Genomic DNA, 17,275 nt, shown 5'->3' on the forward strand with positions numbered 1-17,275 from the left:
CGATGGAATGGACGATCGACGCGACGGAGGAGTCCCTCGCGGCCGACACACGGACGCTCTACGCCGTCGTCCGTTGTCTCGAAATCATTTCTGAGGCGGCCCGTCGCCTGGACGACGGCGTGCGGGCCCGCCATCCCGGCCAGCCTTGGCGCAACATCATGGGCTCCCAACATCTACCGCCACGACTACGACGACGTGGCCAGCCGCTTCGTCTTCGCGACCGTGCGGGACCATCTGCCCGGGTTGCTGACCGTCGTCGAAGGCGAAATCGAGCGCCTGGCCGAGGGGTGAGACTGCGAAGGCCTCAATATTCCGCGTAGATCTCGATGATGTTGTCTTCCGGGTCGCGGAAGAACAGCGTGCGGTGGCGCCAGTTCGGCAGGTCGGTCGGCCCGCGCAGGATCTCGATGCCCCTGGCGATGAGCTCGGCATGGCAGGCATCGACCGCCGGCGGCGGCACGCGGAAGGCGAGCTGGACGGCCGCCGAGCCCTTCGGCATGGGGCCGTCGTCGCAGACCGACCAGGGTCCGCGCGGCCGCAGCGACAGGAGCGCCGAGCCGACGCGGAAGCTGACCCAGGTCGGCAGGTCCGTCTCGATGGGAAAGCCCATCACGTCGCGATAGAAGGCGCGCGTCTCGGCAAGCCGGGTGCAAAGCAGGACCGTGTGGTCGAGATTGCGGATAGCGGAGAGGCTCATCGCCCCTCACAGCATCGACGGCAGTACGCGGTCCGGCGGCTTGTGGCCGTCCATGAAGGCCTTGATGTTGACGATCACCTTGTCGCCCATGTCGATGCGACCCTCGATGGTGGCCGACCCCATATGCGGCAGCAGCACCACCTTGCCGGCCTTCGCCAGCTTGATCAGCCGCGGGTTCACCGCCGGCTCGCTCTCGAACACGTCGAGGCCGGCGCCGGCGAGGTCGCCCGCCTCGATCATCCGGGTCAGAGCCACCTCGTCGATGATCTCGCCGCGGGCGGTGTTGACGACGAAGGCCTCCTTCTTGAGGAGCTTCAGCCGGCGCGCCGACAGCAGGTGGTAGGTCGCCGGCGTGTGCGGGCAGTTCACCGAGACGATGTCCATGCGGGCGAGCATCTGGTCGAGGCTCTCCCAATAGGTGGCGTCCAGCGCCTGCTCCACCTTCTCGGGCAGGCGGCGGCGGTTGTGGTAGTGGATCTGCATGCCGAAGGCGGCGGCGCGGCGGGCCAGCGCCTGGCCGATCCGGCCCATGCCGACGATGCCGAGGCGCTTGCCGTGGATGCGCTTGCCCAGCATCCAGGTCGGCGTCCAGCCGGTCCACTCGCCATGCTCCAGCACTTCCAGGCCCTCGGCGAGGCGGCGCGGCACGGCGAGGATGAGCGCCATGGTCATGTCGGCGGTGTCCTCGGTGAGGACGCCCGGCGTGTTGGTCACGGTGATGCCGCGCTGGATGGCGGTGGCGACGTCGATATTGTCGACGCCGTTGCCGAACTGGGCGATGAGGCGGAGCTGGGGCCCGGCCTGCGACAGGAGCGCCGCGTCGATCCGGTCGGTGACGGTCGGCACCAGCACCTCGGCCGTCTTCACCGCGGCGACAAGATCGGCCTGGCTCATCGGCGTATCGTCGACGTTGAGGCGCGTCTCGAAGAGCTCGCGCATCCGCGTCTCGACCGTATCCGGCAGTTTCCTCGTCACGACGACGAGCGGCTTCTTGCGGTTCGCCATGCCCCAACCTCTGGAATTCGCGCGGTCCGCCCCGGAACGGACCACTTGGCCGGTTGATTCCGGCCGGCCATCAAGCCTGTCTTAACCCTGAACGGCGACACTGGCCCCCGGCGCGACCTCTCTACCAGAAGGGTTGCGCCAGACAAAGCCGTCGGTTTCCCTCTCGCGACCCGTCTTTCGAAGGGTCCGGCGTCTGTCAGTCGCGTATTCGGGCGGTGGGTTGCGTATGAGTGCTTTTCGCGTGAGTGCGGCTCTGGCCGCCGGGATCGCCGTTCTCTCGGGCGCACCGGCCGTTGCCGCCGAGATCACCGGCTCGCTGGGCTCGCAGACCCGCCTTCCGGTCCCCCGTTTCGTCAGCCTCAAGTCCGAGCGGGTCAATGCCCGCATGGGGCCGACCCGCGACCATCAGGTCATCTGGATCTACCAGCGCGCCGGCCTGCCCGTGGAGGTCACCGCGGAGTTCGACAACTGGCGCCGCATCCGCGACCACGACGGCACCGAGACCTGGGTCTTCCACTCCATGCTGTCGGGACGGCGCACCGGCGTCGTCATGCCGCGCGGCAATCCCGGCGAGCTCGTGCCGCTGATGAACCGGGCCGGCGGTGACCGCATCGTCGCCAGGCTCGAGCCGAAGGTCCAGGGCACGGTCAGGAGCTGCAACGGCACCTGGTGCCGCATCACCGGCCAGGGTTTCGACGGCTGGATCGAGCAGACCCGCCTCTGGGGCGTCTACCCCAACGAAAAGGTGGAGTGAGCCGGCCGTCGGTCCTAGGCTGCCTGGCATGACCGACGCCGACCGCCCCAGCCGCCTCGACCGCGCCGCCTTCGTCGCCCGTTTCGGCGGCGTCTTCGAACATTCGCCCTGGATCGCCGAGGGTGTCCACGACCGCGGCCTGACCTCGAAACACGACGTGGCCGAGGAGCTCCATGCCGCGATGGTGGCGGTGATGCGGGCAGCCGGTGACGGGGCCAAGCTCGCCCTCATCCGCGCCCATCCGGACCTTGCCGGAAGGCTCGCCGCCGCCGGTCGTCTCACCGCCGAATCGACCGGCGAACAGGCATCCGCCGGTCTCGACCGCCTGACCGATGAGGAGCGGGCGGAGTTCATGCGGCTGAACGAGGCCTATCAGGCGCGCTTCGGCTTTCCCTTCATCATCGCCGTCAGGGGCCGGACGAAGGACGAGATCCGGGAGGCTTTCGTCTCCCGGCTGGAGAACGACGCGCCTGCCGAATTCGCCGAGGCGCTGCGCCAGGTCGAGCGCATCGCGCTCTTGCGGCTGAAGGATCTGCTGCCGTAGCGGCGGGTTGCACGACGGGAGTGCGTCCTTCGAGGCTCGTTCGGAGTGATGCTCTGCATCTCACCGGCCTCGCACCTCAGGATGAGGAAGGGTGTTTCTGGCAAAACGGGCGTTGCCGCGACGCCGGCCCTGCCACTCTCCCCCTCCTCATCCTGAGGTGCGAGCGCAGCGAGCCTCGAGGGACGCAGTTGCGTCGTGCAAAACGCCGTCACGCGGAGCCGAGCGCTTTACCCCCCGATCACCCGCTCCAGCACCGCCCGCGCCCGGACCTCGACGGCGGAGCGCGCCACGTGCCGGCCGCCGTCCACCACCCGCCGGCCCGACACCCAGACCTCGCTGACGGCACCCGCCGAAGGCCCGAAGATCCAGGAATCGAGCACCGCATCGCCGCCGCGCCCGGCGAAGGCCATGTGCCCGGCATCGAGCACGACCACATCCGCTGGCGCGCCGACGGCGAGGCCGATGGTTCCGAGCCCCAGCGCCTGCGCGCCTCCGCAAAGGCACGCCTCCAGCACCGTGCGGCCCGTCGAGCGGCCGCGATCCGCCAGCGCGGTGCGGCGGCGCGTCGCGAAGCGCTGCGCATAGTCGAGCATGGCGAGTTCGCCGGACGCCGAGATGGCGACGTTCGAATCCGTTCCGACCCCGAATCGACCGCCCCGCGCCTTGAAGTCCACCCCGGCGAAGAGCCCGTCGCCGAGATTGGCCTCCGTCACCGGGCAGAGCCCGACCACGGCGCCGGCCGACGCCATCTGCCGGACCTCGAAAGGATCCGCGTGGGTGGCGTGGATGAGGCACCAGCGCTCCGACAGCGCCGCCCAGTCCCCGAGCAGGGCGATGGGCCGCATGCCATGGGCGGAGAGGCAGTCCTCCACCTCCTTCACCTGTTCGGAGACGTGGATGTGGACCGGACCGGCGGGGAAGGCCGCGAGCAGGGCCGTGAGTTCGTCACGCGTCACCGCCCTGAGCGAATGCGGCGCGATACCGAAGCCGCCGCGACCATAGGCCTTCGCCGCCGCCCGCGCGCCCGCCGCCACCCGGCCGAACAGGTCGAGGTCGCAGATGAAGCGCCGCTGTCCCTCGGAGGGCGGCAGGCCGCCGAAGCCGGAATGGGCATAGAAGACCGGCAGGATGGCGATGCCGAGGCCCGTGGTCTCAGCCGCGGCGATGCAGCGCCTGGCGAGTTCGGCGGGATCGGCATAGGGCCGCCCGTCGCGGCCGTGGTGCAGGTAGTGGAACTCGCCCACCGTGGTGAAGCCTGCCTCCAGCATCTCGACATAGGCCAGCGCCGCGATGGCCTCCACGTCGTCCGGCTCGAGGGCGAGGGCGAAGCGGTACATCCAGTCGCGCCAGGTCCAGAACGAATCGTCCCCCTCGCCCGCGACCTCGGCGAGGCCGGCCATGCCCCGCTGGAAGGCGTGGGAGTGGAGGTTCGGCAGGCCGGGAATGGCGATGCCGCGGATGCGCGTCGCATCGGGCGGCGCGGCTCCGGTGGTGATCGCGGCGATACGCCCGTCCGGGCCGACCGACAGGGTCACGTCGTCGCGCCAGCCCTCGGGGGTCAGCGCCTTGTCCAGATGGAGCTTGTCCATCGCCGTCTCCATGCTACGGTTTTTCGCCTAGCACTGTTGGGCGAGGAATACGACGTGCCGAGACATTCCCATGCGCGTTGACCGTCTCTTTCGCGACGCGCGGCTGGCCACCATGGCCGGCACCGGCGCGGATCACGGCCTCGGCCTCATCGAGGACGGCCTCATTGCGACCGAGGGCGGGCGCATCGTCTATGTCGGCGCACGCGCCGACGCGCCGCGGCTCGATCCGGTCGAGACCATCCGCTGCGAGGGCCGCTGGATCACCCCGGGCCTCGTCGACTGCCACACCCACCTCGTCTATGCCGGCAACCGCGCCCACGAGTTCGAGCTGCGCCTGAAGGGCGCGAGCTACGAGGAGATCGCCCGCGCCGGCGGCGGCATCGTCTCCACGGTGAAGGCGACACGTGCGGCCAAGCCCCGCGACCTCTGCGACGAGAGCCTCCCGCGGCTCGACGCCCTGATCGCCGAGGGCGTCACCACGGTCGAGATCAAGTCCGGCTACGGCCTCGACCTCGACACCGAGGAAAAGCAGCTCCGCGTCGCCCGGTCGCTCGCCGAGAAGCGCGACGTCGGCGTCGTCACCACCTTCCTCGGCGCCCACGCGCTTCCGCCCGAGGCGAACGGCGACAAGACCGCCTATCTCGACCTCGTCTGCCACAAGATGATCCCCGCCATGGCCCATCATGGGCTCGCCGACGCGGTCGACGCCTTCTGCGAGGGCATCGCCTTCTCCCCCGAGGAAACGGCGCGGGTCTTCGCCGCCGCGGCGAAGCACGGACTGCCGGTGAAGCTGCACGCCGACCAGCTCTCCAACCTCCACGGGGCGAAGCTCGCCGCCGACCACGGGGCGCTCTCGGCCGACCATCTCGAATTTACCGATGAGGAGGGCGCGGCCGCCATGGCGAAGGCCGGGACGGTGGCGGTGCTGCTGCCAGGCGCCTTCTATTTCATCCGCGAGACGCAGGCGCCCCCGGTCGAGTCCTTCCGCCGCCACGGCACGGCCATGGCGCTGGCCACCGATTCCAATCCCGGCTCCTCGCCGCTGACCTCGCCGCTCCTCGCCATGAACATGGGCGCGACGCTGTTCCGCCTGACCGTGGCCGAATGCCTCCTCGGATTCACTGGGAACGCGGCGAAGGCCCTCGGCCGCGACGACATCGGGGTGCTTGAGCCGGGACGGCGGGCCGATCTCTGCCTCTGGTCGGTGGAGCGCCTCGCCGAACTCGTCTATCGCATCGGCTTCAATCCGCTCTTCGCCCGCTACAGAGGCGCCTGATGTCCGGTCTCATCCGCGCCGGGGGCAATGCCCTCGGTCTCTGGCGTCAGGTCGCCGCCGGCGCCACGCCTGCCCTCGATCCTGCGACCCGCGGCGCCATCGCCCGCGGCCACGAGCTGCTGATGGCCAAGGCGCGCGGCAACGACGCGGTCTATGGCGTCAATACCGGCTTCGGCAAGCTCGCCAGCGTCCGCATTCCCGCCGAGAAGCTGGCGGAGCTTCAGGTCAACATCGTCCGCTCCCACCAGGCCGGCATGGGCGAGCCGCTGGAGGAGCCGATCGTGCGGCTGGTCCTGGCGCTGAAGGCGGCGAGCCTCGCCCACGGCGCCTCCGGCGTGCAGCCGGCGACCGTCGACCTCCTGGTGGCGATGCTGCGCGAGGGCGTGCTGCCGGTGATCCCGGCGCAGGGGTCCGTCGGCGCCTCCGGCGACCTCGCCCCGCTCGCCCACTTGGCTGCGGTGCTCATCGGCGAGGGCGAGGCGGTCTGGTGCGGTACGCGCATGGCCGGCGACGAGGCGTTGGCGAAGGCGGGCCTGACGCCGGTCGTCCTTGGCCCGAAGGAGGGCCTGGCCCTGCTCAACGGCACGCAGGTTTCGACGGCGCTGGCCCTGCACGGGCTGTTCCTCATCGAGAACGCCTTCGCCGCCGCGCTCGTCACAGGGGCGCTGTCGACCGACGCCATCGCCGGCTCCGACACGCCCTTCGACGCGCGTATCCACACCCTGCGAGGCCAGCCCGGGCAGATCGCGGTGGCGGCCGTCCTGCGGGCCCTGATGGAGGGCAGCGCGATCCGCCGCTCGCATCTCGCCGACGATCCGCGGGTGCAGGACCCCTATTCCATCCGTTGCCAGCCGCAGGTGATGGGCGCCGCCCTCGACGTCATCCGCTCGGCTCAAGCCATGCTGCTGGCCGAGGCGAACGGCGTCACCGACAATCCGCTGGTGATGGCCGACGACGGCGACGTGCTCTCCGGCGGCAATTTCCACGCCGAGCCCGTCGCCTTCGCCGCCGACATGCTGGCTCTCGCGGCCTGCGAGATCGGCAACCTCGCCCAGCGCCGCTGCGCCATGCTGGTGGATCCGGTGCTCTCGGGGCTCCCGGCCTTCCTGGTGCGGGAGCCGGGGCTGAACTCCGGCTTCATGATTGCCGAGGTGGCGAGCGCCGCACTCGCCTCCGAAAACCGCCAGAAGGCGGCGCCCGCGGTCACCGACACGATCCCCACCTCCGCCAACCAGGAGGACCACGTCTCCATGGCGACCCACGGCGCCCGCCGGCTCGGTCCCATGGCGGAGAACCTCTGTCGCATCATCGGCATCGAGGCGCTGATGGCGGCGCAGGGCATCGACATGCGCGCGCCGCTCTCCACCAGTCCGCTGCTGGAGAAAGCCCATGCGGCGATCCGCGCCGTCGCGCCCGTGCTCGACCGCGACCGGCCCCTTGCCGCCGAAATGGCGCGCGTCGCCGCCCTCGTCGCCTCCGGCGGCCTGACGACGCCCTTCGGCCATGTGGTCGAGCGGCTGTTCGGGGAGAGTTGATGATGGTGGTCGGCGTGCCCCAAATCCCGGACTCAGGTTCCGGAACCTCCCCTTCACCGCCACCTGTTCGAGACCTCTGTCCCTTGCCTCGCGTGAATCTCCCATGACCCCCGTCACCGTCATTCCGGGCGATGGCCCGCTCGTCCTCGGCCAGCCCCATGTCGGCACCATGATCCCGCCGGAGGTCTCTGTGGAGCTGAACGACCTCGGCCGCTCGGTGCCCGACACCGACTGGTGGATCGACCGGCTCTACGAGGGCATCGCCGCCCGGACCGGCGCTACCGTCGTGCGCCAGAATCTCTCGCGCTTCGTCATCGACGTGAACCGCGACCCCTCCGGCATTTCGCTCTATCCGGGCCAGAACACCACCACGCTCTGCCCCACCACCACCTTCGACGCCGAGCCCATCTACCGCGAGGGCCGCGCTCCCGACCCGGCGGAGATCGACCGCCGCCGGGGCCTCTATTTCGCGCCCTTCCATGCCGCCATGGCGGCCGCCATCGAGACCGCCCGCATCCGCCACGGCTATTGCGTGCTCTACGACTGCCACTCGATCCGGTCGCAGGTGCCGAACCTCTTCCCCGGCACGCTCCCCGTGTTCAACATCGGCACCAATGGCGGCGCCTCCTGCGCCCCGGCCATCCGCGAGGCCGCCGTGCGCGCGGCCGAGGCCTCGGGCATGAGCTTCGTCGCCGACGGCCGCTTCAAGGGCGGCTGGATCACCCGCCACTACGGCGCGCCGGAGCGGAACGTCCACGCCGTGCAGATGGAGCTGGCGCAGTCCGCCTACATGGCGGAGGCGCCGCCCTGGACCTATGACGAGACCGTCGCGGCGAAGACCGAGGCCGTGCTCGACCGCATCGTCGCCGCCATCCTCGCCGCCGCTGCCACCCTGGAGGCCCGCCCATGACCACCCGTCTCGACAATTCGCGCCTCATCCGGGCGCCGCGCGGCCGCGAGATGACGGCGAAGACCTGGGGCGCCGAGGCGGCGCTCCGCATGCTGATGAACAATCTCGACCCGGAGGTCGCCGAGCGCCCGAACGAGCTCGTCGTCTATGGCGGCATCGGCCGCGCCGCGCGCGACTGGGAGAGCTTCGACCGCATCGTCGCATCCCTGCGTTCGCTCGAGCCGGACGAGACGCTGCTCATTCAGTCCGGCAAGCCGGTCGGCATCTTCCGCACCCACACGGATGCGCCGCGCGTGCTGCTGGCCAATTCGAACCTGGTGCCGGGCTGGGCCACCTGGGACCATTTTCACCACCTCGATAAGCTCGGCCTGATGATGTACGGCCAGATGACGGCCGGCTCCTGGATCTACATCGGCAGCCAGGGCATCGTTCAGGGCACCTACGAAACCTTCGCGGAAGTTGCGCGCCGGCATTTCGGCGGCTCGCTCAAGGGCAAGTGGATCCTCACCGGCGGACTCGGCGGCATGGGCGGCGCCCAGCCGCTCGCCGCCACCATGGCGGGTGCTTCCATGATCGCCGTGGAGTGCCAGCCGAGCCGCATCGAGATGCGGCTGAAGACCCGCTATCTCGACGCCGAGGCGAAGACCATCGAGGAGGCGCTGGAGATCGTCGAGCGCTCGCACAAGGCGGGCAGGCCGATCTCGGTCGGCCTCCTCGGCAACGCCGCTGAGGTCTTCCCCGAGATGGTCGCCCGCGGCATCCGCCCGGATGTCGTCACCGACCAGACCTCGGCCCACGATCCGCTCAACGGCTACCTGCCGGCGGGCTGGAGCCTCGCCCGCTGGGAGGAGGCGCGCGAGCGCGACCCCAAAGCGGTGGAGGCCGCCGCCAAGCAGTCCATGGCGACCCACGTGCGCGCCATGCTCGACTTCCACCGCATGGGGGTGCCGACCCTCGACTACGGCAACAACATCCGCCAGATGGCGAAGGACATGGGGGTCGCCGACGCCTTCGACTTCCCCGGTTTCGTGCCGGCCTATATCCGCCCGCTGTTCTGCCGCGGCATCGGCCCCTTCCGCTGGGCTTCGCTCACCGGCGATCCCGAGGACATCGCGAAGACCGACGCCAAGGTGAAGGAGCTGATCCCCGACGATCCGCACCTCCACAACTGGCTCGACATGGCGCAGGAGCGCATCCAGTTCCAGGGCCTGCCGGCCCGCATCTGCTGGGTCGGCCTCGGCGACCGCCACCGCCTCGGCCTCGCCTTCAACGAGATGGTGGCGAGAGGCGAGATCGGCCCCATCGTCATCGGCCGCGACCATCTCGATTCCGGCTCCGTCGCCTCCCCCAACCGCGAGACCGAGGCGATGAAGGACGGGTCCGATGCCGTGTCGGACTGGCCGCTGCTCAATGCCCTGCTCAACACCGCGTCGGGCGCCACCTGGGTGTCGCTGCACCACGGCGGCGGCGTCGGCATGGGCTATTCGCAGCATGCCGGCGTCGTCATCGTCGCCGACGGCACGCCGGAGGCCGCGGCGCGGCTCGGCCGTGTCCTGTGGAACGATCCCGGCACCGGCGTCATGCGCCATGCCGATGCCGGCTACGACATCGCGGTGGATTGCGCCCGGGAGAAGGGCTTGAAGTTGCCCGCGCTCGGCATCGGGGTGTGAGGGGTCTCGCCCTGCCTGTCGTTCCCGGCCGAGCGAAGCGAGGGGAAGGGAATCCAGGGGCCTCGGCTCCGCGCTTGATTCCTGGACCCCCTTCCCTCGGCCTTCGGCCTCGCCGGGGGTGACGGACTGGCGAAGTCTTCGCAGCGAATCGACCACTCCCCACTGGGGAGTGGTGAGAGGTCGAGCCTCTCTATGACCTGAGGCTGTCTTCGGCTCACCCCTCGTAGCGCCCGACGATGGAGATCGAGCAGACGTTCTGGTGCGGGAAGCCGCCGAGATTGTGGGTCAGCCCCAGCCGCGGCATGTCCTGGCGCTGCCGCTCGCCGGCGCGGCCCTGCATCTGCAGGTACATCTCGTAGATCATCCGGAGGCCCGAGGCGCCGATCGGATGGCCGAAGCACTTGAGGCCGCCGTCGATCTGGCAGGGGATCGTGCCGTCCGCGTCGTAGAAGCCGTCGAGGATGTCGTGGATCGCCCGGCCCTCGGCGGAGATGTGCAGGTCCTCCATGGTGACGAGCTCGGTCACCGAGAAGCAGTCGTGCACCTCGATCAGGCTGATCTCGTCGCGCGGCCTCTCGATTCCCGCCTCCTGATAGGCGCGGGTGGCGGCGATGCGGGTGGTGGCGAAATAGCTGCCGTCCCAGGAATTGTGCTGGGCCTCCGTGCCGTTCGACACCGAGACCTGCAGCGCCTTGACCGAGACGAGGTCGCGCTTGCCGAGGCTGCGGGCGATCTCCGGCGTCGTCACGATGGCGCAGGCCGCCCCGTCCGAGACGCCGCAGCAATCGTAGAGCCCGAGCGGCTCGGCGATCATCGGCGAATTCAGCACCGTGCCGATGGTGATCTTGTTCCTCAGGTGCGCCTTGGCGTTGCGACCGCCATTGTCGTGGCTCTTCACCGAGACATGCGCCATGGCGCGCTTCAGGTCCTCCGGCGCCGAGCCGTGCTTGGCGCGATAGGCGGCGGCGAGCTGGGCGAAATAGCCCGGCGCCGAGGCGTTGGGCCAGGTCATGTTCGGCAGGGTGCCGCGGCCGCGCTGCGGCAGGCCGCCATAGCCGGTGTCCTTCAGCTTCTCGACGCCGAGGGCGAGCGCGATGTCGGCGGCTCCCGACGCCACCGCATAGACCGCGCCGCGGAAGGCCTCTGTACCGGTGGCGCAGAAGTTCTCGACGCGCGTCACCGGGATGTAGGGCAGGCGCAGCGCCACAGCGAGCGGCACGGCCGACTTGCCGACATGCTGCTCCTCGATGGCGGTGCCGAGCCAGGCGGCGTCGATCTGCTTGGTCTCAATGCCGGCGTCGCCGAGCGCCTCCGTATAGGCCTCGACCATCAGGTCTTCGGCGTTCATGTCCCAGCGCTCGCCGAACTTCGAGCAGCCCATGCCGAGAATGGCGACCTTGTCGCGAATGCCCTTGGCCATGGATCAGGCCCTCCCAGAGGTTTCGGTCTGCGCGGCCGGGGCCGCCTTCCAGAAATAGCGACGGAAGCCGCGCTGGCTGTCGATGTCCTTCACCCGGAACATCATCCGCATGGGATGGCCGACGGCGAGATCCTTCTCGTCCACGTCGGTAAAGTCCATCATCCAGCGGCCGCCCTCCTCGAACTGGATCATGCCGTAGCAGGCCGGCGGATCGGGCGAATAGGTCAGGCGGTCGGCGGTGTAGGAGTTGATCTTGCCGGTCTTGCCGGCGAAGGGCTCCGGCACCTGCGTGTCGATGGCGGTGCAGTTCGGATTGACGCAGACCCGCGTCTTCGGGAACTGCAGCGTGCCGCACTGGGTGCATTTGCCGCCGACGAAGGAGGTCACCGTCGCCCGGTTGCGCCACAGGGCCGAGAGGGCGGTCTGCTTGTCGGCCTCGGCGCGCATGCCGCGCTCCAGTTCGATCGTGTCGTTGAAGGCGAGGAACTTCGAATAGTTCGCCTCCTCCTTGCGGCGGGCGAGATGCCCCTTCACGCCCAGGCGGGCCGGCAGGTCGGCGATGGCGTCGGTCACCTCGAAGAGCAGGACGTCGGCGCCCTGGCCGAAGCCGACCACCATGATCTTCTCGCCGGGCTTCGCCGCCTCCAGCGCCGCCACCAGCATGACGAGCGGGTGGGCGGCGCCCGTCTCGCCGCAGACGGCGTGGAGATTGTCGGCCACCGCCGCGTCGGCGATGCCGGCGGCCTTGGCGACGGAATTGGCGACCTTGGCGAGGACCGCCGGCATGCAGAAGCGCGTCACCGCCTCCGGGCCGAGGCCGGCCTTGGCGAGGCAGGCCTTGATGGCGGGGGGCACCAGCGGCATGTAGCCGGCGTCGCGGATCCAGCGCTCCTCCCACTGGTAGTCGAATTCCGATTCCGGCGTCCGGTAATGGTCGACGAAATCGGCCGTGCGGGTGGCCGAGGCGAGCAGCGTCGCGACCGGTTTGCCCTCGCCGACGAGGAGGGCGGCGGCGCCGTCTCCCGCCGTCATCTCCAGCGGGCTCGCCGCCTTCACCGGGCGCTTCTCGGCCGCGAGGACGAGCGTCGCGGGGCCGCCGCGCAGCGCCGTCATCAGGGCGGAGGTCGCGGCGCGCTGGGTCTGGCCGGCGTCGCTGGTGGCGAGATCCTGTCCGAGGTTCAGCGCCTCGGAGACGACCCCGGAATTCAGCCGGTCGAGGAAGGGGAAGGTGGTCGAGGCCATTTGCACCGCCTCGACGCGGGTCGCGTCCTGCCCCGTCAGGCAGTCGCGCGCCGCCTCCACCGCCATGGTGACCGCGTCCTCGTCCCAGTTGGCGATGGCCCGCTCGCCTTTTCCCTGGCCCTTGAGGGCGGCGTTGAACCAGCCATGGGCGTCGGCGATGGCTTTGCGCTGCAGGCGCAGGCGCGGGATATAGGCGCCGAAGGCGAGAATTCCGAAAGTCATGCTGGAAACCTCTGCGTCATGCCCGGCCTGGTGGCGGGCATCCACGAATTTCTGTTCGCCCGGTGTTCACACCGGATCCCACGAGAAGATGTCGGCGGAGCGGTCGAGCGGATAGAAGGACGACTTCAGCGCCGGCATGCCGTGGCTGGCGAGACTGTCGCAGGTCCAGCCCCCGTCCCGATGGATGGAGCGGATCGGCCGCGACTGGCCCATCAGGAAAATCTCGTTCATGCGCACGGCGAAGATCTGGCCGGTGACGTCCTTCGCCCGGTCGGAGGCGAGGAAGGCCGAGAGCGGCGCGATCTTTTCCGGCCCCATGGCCTGCATGCGGGCGACGCGCGCCTTCTCGGCCTCGGTCTCCGTCGGGATCGTGCCGATGAGGCGGCTCCAGGCGAAGGGCGAGACGCAGTTGGAGCGCACGTTGAAGCGGGCCATGTCCAGGGCGATGGACTTCGACAGGCCGACGATGCCGAGCTTGGCGGCGGCATAGTTCGCCTGACCGTAATTGCCGATGAGGCCGGAGGTCGAGGTGAAGTGGACGAAGGCGCCGCTCGCCTGCTCGCGGAAGATGCGGGCCGCGGCGTGGGAGACGTAGAAGGTCCCCATCAGGTGCACCTTGATGACGAGCTCGAAGTCCGCGACGCTCATCTTGTGGAAGATGGCGTCGCGCAGGATGCCGGCATTGTTGATCACCGCGTCGAGGCCGCCGAAGGCGTCCACCGCGGTCTTGACGATGGCGTTGGCGGAAGCGGGCTCGGCGACGCTGTCGAAATTGGCGACGGCCTGGCCGCCCTTGGCACGGATCTCCTCGGCAACCTCCTCGGCCGGCGCGGCACTGGCGCCCGAGCCGTCGGCGGCGCCGCCGAGATCGTTGACGACGACCTTCGCCCCCTCGGCGGCGGCGGTCAGCGCGATCTCGCGGCCGATACCGCGCCCGGCTCCCGTCACGATGACGACCTTGCCCTCCAGAGCGCCCGTGCCCGCCATGCTGTTCCCCATGTCCTCGATGCGTCGTTATCGCCTGAATGGCGACCGTGGCCGAACCATAGTCCGATCGTCAATTGAACGAAATCCCGTTTCATTCGCCGAAACGCCTGTCTTAGGATAGAGGCGGGCGCCGGGCCTCGAGCCTCCGCGCCGGGATCAGGAGATGCGCGCCATGACCGCCACCGCCGCCTATTACAAGGAGGAGCATCATCTCTTCCGCGAGGCCTGCCGCCGCTTCATCGCCGACGAGATCGCGCCCCACCACGCCCGCTGGGAGAAGGAGGGCGTGGTCGACCGCGAGGCCTGGCGGAAGGCGGGCGCCGCCGGCATGCTCCTGACCAACATTCCCGAGGCCTATGGCGGCGGCGGGGCGGACTTCCTCACCAGCGCCATCATGATCGAGGAGATGATGGGCCACGTCTTCACCGGCCCGGGCTTCCGCCTGCACTCCGACATCGTCGCCCCCTACATCCTCAACAACGCCTCCGAGGACCTGAAGCGCCACTGGCTGCCGAAGATGGCCTCCGGCGAGGCCATCGGGGCGCTGGCCATGACGGAGCCGGGGGCCGGCTCCGACGTCCAGGCGATCCGCACCACGGCGATCCGCGACGGCAACCACTATGTCGTCAACGGCCAGAAGACCTTCATCACCAACGGCCAGCTCGCCGACTTCATCCTCGTCGCCGCCAAGACCGATCCGAAGGAGGGCGCCAAGGGCGTCAGCCTCATCCTGGTGGAAGCCGACCGCGAGGGCTTCAAGCGCGGCCGCAACCTCGAGAAGATCGGCCTCAAGGCGCAGGACACCTCCGAGCTCTTCTTCGACAACGTCCGCGTGCCCCTGACCAACATCATCGGCGAGGAGGGGCGCGGCTTCGCCTATATGATGAACGAGCTGCCGCGCGAGCGCCTGCTGGTCGCCATCTCCGCCGTCGCGGTGATGGAATCGGCGCTGCGCTGGACCATTGACTACACCCGCGAGCGCAAGGCCTTCGGCAAGTCCATCGCCGAGTTCCAGAACACCCGGTTCAAGCTCGCCGAGGTGAAGACGGAGGTGACGGTGGCCCGCGTCTTCCTCGACGACTGCATCGCCAAGTTCCTGCGCGGTGAGTTCGACGTCGCCACCGCCGCCATGGCCAAGTGGTGGCTGACCGAGCTGCAGGGCCGCATCGTCGACACCTGCTTGCAGCTCCACGGCGGCTACGGCTTCATGTGGGAGTATCCCATCGCCCGCGCCTATGCGGACAGCCGCATCCAGCGCATCTATGCCGGCACCACCGAGATCATGAAGGAGATCGTCGCCCGGTCTTTGTGAGTGGCGCTGCATGACGGCCAGTGCGTCCTTCGAGGCTCGCCACCGAACGATGCCGAGGCATCGCCGGGGCTCGCACCTCAGGATGAGGAGGGACTGAAACCTGCAAGCCGCGTCCGCACCTGATGCCGCGCACCCCCCCCTTCCTCATCCTGAGGTGCGAGCCTGACAGGCGAGCCTCGAAGGACGCACTTGCCCGATGCAGGCGGAAGACCTGCGACTGGTTCCCGAGGACACCCCCCAATGCCCATCGACTACGACAAGCTGAAGAACTGGCACTTCCCCGACCTCGAGCACCGCTACGAGGCGAAGGACACCATCCTCTACGCCCTCGGTGTCGGCTGCGGCGCCGATCCCGTGGACCGCACGGAGCTCCCCTTCGTCTACGAGGACGGCCTGAAGGCGCTGCCCACCATGGCCGTGGTGCTCGGCTATCCCGGCTTCTGGCTGAAGGACCCGAATACGGGCGTCGACTGGCGCAAGGTCCTGCATGGCGAGCAGGGTCTCGTCATCCACAAGCCGCTGCCCGCCACCGGCACGGTGATCGGCCGCACCCGCGTCACCGAGATCGTCGACAAGGGGCCGGGCAAGGGCGCGCTGCTCCTCTCCGAGCGCGACGTGGTCGACAAGGCCTCCGGCGACCTGCTGGCGACGCTCACCTCCACCACCTTCATCCGCGGCGAGGGCGGCTTCGGTGGCCCCTCGGGACCGACGCCCGAGCCCCATCCCCTGCCCGAGCGGGCTCCCGACGAGGCCGTCGACCTGAAGACCCTGCCCCAGGCGGCGCTGATCTATCGTCTGTCCGGGGACTACAATCCCCTCCACGCCGATCCGGACGTCGCCCGCGGCGCCGGTTTCGAGCGGCCGATCCTCCACGGCCTGTGCACCTATGCGGTGGCCGGCCGGGCGATCCTCAAGGCCTGCTGCGGCAACGACCCTGCGCGGCTGAGGCGCCTCGACGTGCGCTTCTCCGCCCCGGTCATGCCGGGCGAGACGATCCGCACCGAGATCTGGCGCGACGGCGGGGTGATCTCGTTCCGCGCCCGGGTGGTGGAGCGCGACGTCGTCGTGCTCACCAACGGCCTCGCCGAGGTCGGCTGACCCCGGCGCGGCGGCTTAGGGTCAGGCGGGAGTCAGCCCGAGCTTGCGCACGTTGTCGATCCAGACCGGGCCTTCCGCGTCGTAGACCTTCTTGAAGTCGGCATGGCCGAGGACCGGCTCCTCGATGCCGAAGGTCTCGTTCAGTTTGCGGATGCGCTCGGTCTGTGCGGCCTCCAGCATCAGGGTGGAGACGGTCTCGACCATCGCCTGCGGCATGGAGGACTGGCCGAGAAAGCCGACCCAGCTCAGCAGCCGGAACACCGGGTTGTCGAGGCCCTGTTCGACGAAGGTCGCCGTGTTCGGCAGCGCCTTCATGCGCCGGGTCGAGGGAATGGCGATGGCCGTGCCGGCATTGGCGTCCAGCACCGCCTTGGCCGCCGTAAAGCTGCCCATGGCCACCTGGCTGTTGCCGGTCAGCACGTCCTGCCACATCGGCGCCTCGCCGCGATAGTTCACCACGGTCATGTCGAGCCCGAACTGCTGGTTCAGGGCGTTGCAGACGATATGGGCCATGGACCCCGCCGCATAGGAGCCGAAACTGACCCGGTTCTTGCGGGCGAAGTCGACGAATTGCGCGATGGTTGTCGCCCCCGTCGCCTTGGCGGCGACCAGCGGCAGGCTTCCGGTGGGCAGCAGAGCCAGCAGCGCGAAATCCCTGTCCGGATCGTAGGCGAGGTTCTTGAACATGACGCGGTTGCCGAACAGCGTCGTCGAGATGGTGATCATGATGGTGTGGCCGTCGTCAGGCGCGGTCTTCATCGCCTGGGCGGCGATGCCGCCGCCGGCGCCGGGCCGGTTTTCCACCACGACGGTCTGGCCGCTCTTCTGGCTGAAATACTCGCCATAGGCGCGCGCGAAGGCGTCGGTGATGCCCCCGGCCGGGAAGGCGCAGATGATCTTGAGCGGCTTGGTCGGCCAGGCGGCACCTTGGGCCCGCACCAGGGCGGGCGAGGCGAGGGGCAGGAGGGCGCCGGCGGCGACCAGCCGGCGGCGGGAGAGCGGGAAGGGCATGGG

The 17,275-nt window shown here is 69.4% G+C and carries 14 protein-coding genes and 2 pseudogenes; 9 read left to right on the forward strand and 7 right to left on the reverse strand.

Annotation, left to right across the window (positions count from 1 at the left end; genetic code table 11):
• Positions 1-2: 2 nt before the first annotated feature.
• Positions 3-104: pseudogene (locus tag C6569_RS22300) on the forward strand (HepT-like ribonuclease domain-containing protein); the annotation flags it as partial.
• Between the two features lie 200 nt (positions 105-304).
• Here C6569_RS22300 and C6569_RS18170 read toward each other — a convergent pair.
• Together C6569_RS18170 and C6569_RS18175 are read right to left on the reverse strand one after the other, a co-directional pair.
• Entirely contained in the window at positions 305-697 is a 393-nt protein-coding gene (locus tag C6569_RS18170; RefSeq protein ID WP_106750202.1) for a VOC family protein, read from the reverse strand.
• Between the two features lie 6 nt (positions 698-703).
• Positions 704-1,702 carry a 2-hydroxyacid dehydrogenase gene (locus C6569_RS18175; RefSeq protein WP_106750203.1) on the reverse strand — a complete coding sequence of 333 codons (999 nt, stop codon included), beginning with the start codon at positions 1,700-1,702 and terminating at the stop codon, positions 704-706.
• Between the two features lie 226 nt (positions 1,703-1,928).
• On the opposite strand from C6569_RS18175, the gene C6569_RS18180 reads away from it, so the two are divergent.
• Both C6569_RS18180 and uraD read left to right on the forward strand, forming a co-directional pair.
• Positions 1,929-2,456, forward strand: a complete 528-nt coding sequence (locus tag C6569_RS18180) for an SH3 domain-containing protein (RefSeq protein WP_106750204.1) — start codon at positions 1,929-1,931, stop codon at positions 2,454-2,456.
• A 46-nt stretch (positions 2,457-2,502) separates the two neighbouring features.
• Positions 2,503-3,000, forward strand: a pseudogene (gene uraD / locus C6569_RS18185) (2-oxo-4-hydroxy-4-carboxy-5-ureidoimidazoline decarboxylase); the annotation flags it as partial.
• Positions 3,001-3,227: 227 nt separating this feature from the next.
• On the opposite strand, the gene C6569_RS18190 reads toward uraD, so the two are convergent.
• The gene (locus tag C6569_RS18190; RefSeq protein WP_106751118.1) at positions 3,228-4,589 is read right to left on the reverse strand and encodes a formimidoylglutamate deiminase; all 1,362 of its coding nucleotides are present in this window, start codon (positions 4,587-4,589) and stop codon (positions 3,228-3,230) included.
• Positions 4,590-4,659: 70 nt separating this feature from the next.
• Here C6569_RS18190 and hutI point away from each other — a divergent pair, with 70 nt between their 5' ends.
• The 4 genes from hutI (at position 4,660) to hutU (ending at position 9,980) form a co-directional block, all read left to right on the forward strand.
• The gene (gene hutI, locus C6569_RS18195; RefSeq protein WP_106750206.1) at positions 4,660-5,865 is read left to right on the forward strand and encodes an imidazolonepropionase; all 1,206 of its coding nucleotides are present in this window, start codon (positions 4,660-4,662) and stop codon (positions 5,863-5,865) included.
• A complete protein-coding gene (gene hutH / locus C6569_RS18200) occupies positions 5,865-7,400 on the forward strand; it encodes a histidine ammonia-lyase (protein ID WP_106750207.1) in 1,536 nt (511 codons plus the stop codon). The genes hutI and hutH overlap by 1 nt, the downstream gene beginning before the upstream one ends.
• Positions 7,401-7,503: 103 nt before the next feature.
• Entirely contained in the window at positions 7,504-8,310 is an 807-nt protein-coding gene (gene hutG, locus C6569_RS18205; RefSeq protein WP_106750208.1) for an N-formylglutamate deformylase, read from the forward strand.
• A complete protein-coding gene (hutU, locus tag C6569_RS18210) occupies positions 8,307-9,980 on the forward strand; it encodes a urocanate hydratase (RefSeq protein ID WP_106750209.1) in 1,674 nt (557 codons plus the stop codon). The genes hutG and hutU overlap by 4 nt, the downstream gene beginning before the upstream one ends.
• 214 nt (positions 9,981-10,194) lie before the next feature.
• On the opposite strand, the gene C6569_RS18215 is transcribed toward hutU, so the two are convergent.
• From C6569_RS18215 to C6569_RS18225, 3 genes are all read right to left on the reverse strand, one after another.
• Positions 10,195-11,400, reverse strand: coding sequence for an acetyl-CoA acetyltransferase (locus C6569_RS18215; RefSeq protein WP_106750210.1), 1,206 nt, complete (start codon positions 11,398-11,400; stop codon positions 10,195-10,197).
• A 3-nt stretch (positions 11,401-11,403) separates the two neighbouring features.
• Positions 11,404-12,864, reverse strand: a complete 1,461-nt coding sequence (locus tag C6569_RS18220) for a hydroxymethylglutaryl-CoA synthase family protein (protein ID WP_106750211.1) — start codon at positions 12,862-12,864, stop codon at positions 11,404-11,406.
• 66 nt (positions 12,865-12,930) lie between these two features.
• Positions 12,931-13,851 carry an SDR family oxidoreductase gene (locus tag C6569_RS18225; protein WP_106750212.1) on the reverse strand — a complete coding sequence of 307 codons (921 nt, stop codon included), beginning with the start codon at positions 13,849-13,851 and terminating at the stop codon, positions 12,931-12,933.
• A 172-nt stretch (positions 13,852-14,023) separates the two neighbouring features.
• On the opposite strand from C6569_RS18225, the gene C6569_RS18230 reads away from it, so the two are divergent.
• On the forward strand, positions 14,024-15,163 hold the full coding sequence (locus tag C6569_RS18230) for an acyl-CoA dehydrogenase family protein (RefSeq protein ID WP_106751119.1): 1,140 nt from the start codon (positions 14,024-14,026) through the stop codon (positions 15,161-15,163).
• Between the two features lie 240 nt (positions 15,164-15,403).
• Positions 15,404-16,261: a MaoC/PaaZ C-terminal domain-containing protein gene (locus C6569_RS18235; protein WP_106750213.1), complete on the forward strand. Its 858-nt coding sequence runs from the start codon at positions 15,404-15,406 to the stop codon at positions 16,259-16,261.
• 21 nt (positions 16,262-16,282) lie between these two features.
• On the opposite strand, the gene C6569_RS18240 is transcribed toward C6569_RS18235, so the two are convergent.
• The gene (locus C6569_RS18240) at positions 16,283-17,272 is read right to left on the reverse strand and encodes a Bug family tripartite tricarboxylate transporter substrate binding protein (RefSeq protein ID WP_106750214.1); all 990 of its coding nucleotides are present in this window, start codon (positions 17,270-17,272) and stop codon (positions 16,283-16,285) included.
• Positions 17,273-17,275: the final 3 nt, after the last annotated feature.

This window comes from Phreatobacter cathodiphilus (assembly GCF_003008515.1).
In the GTDB taxonomy this organism is placed as follows: domain Bacteria; phylum Pseudomonadota; class Alphaproteobacteria; order Rhizobiales; family Phreatobacteraceae; genus Phreatobacter; species Phreatobacter cathodiphilus.